General features: G+C 70.5%; 1 protein-coding gene. It reads right to left on the bottom strand.

The window, feature by feature from the left end; genetic code table 11:
- A partial coding sequence (locus tag F0L68_RS43105; RefSeq protein ID WP_188317137.1) for a hypothetical protein occupies positions 1 to 268 on the bottom strand: 268 nt, incomplete at both ends.

Here is a 268-nt window from a genome sequence, read left to right as displayed (position 1 = left end):
GGGCAGTACACACCGCCTCAAGGATCGTTCGCCGGACCTCCTCCCGCCGTCGCAACAGCCCGTCGGCCACGCGGTCCGCCAGCAGATCCTGGTTCGCCCCCTCCGCCGACTGGGTGATCTCGGAGTCGTTCAGGTCGATCGCCATCACCACCGGCCCGGCCAGGGCGAAGATCCGCGCCAGGGCGTTGAGAACGAGCTGCGCCGGTCGCTGGCTGGTCCGGAAGCCCCACTGCCGGCGATCGGACTCGTCGATGCCCGCCTCGAGGAG

It is taken from the genome of Solihabitans fulvus (assembly GCF_008386585.1).
Classification (GTDB): Bacteria; Actinomycetota; Actinomycetes; order Mycobacteriales; family Pseudonocardiaceae; genus Solihabitans; species Solihabitans fulvus.
The sequence above is the reverse complement of the archived record's forward strand: the minus strand, read 5'-3'. Positions and strand labels throughout refer to the sequence as shown.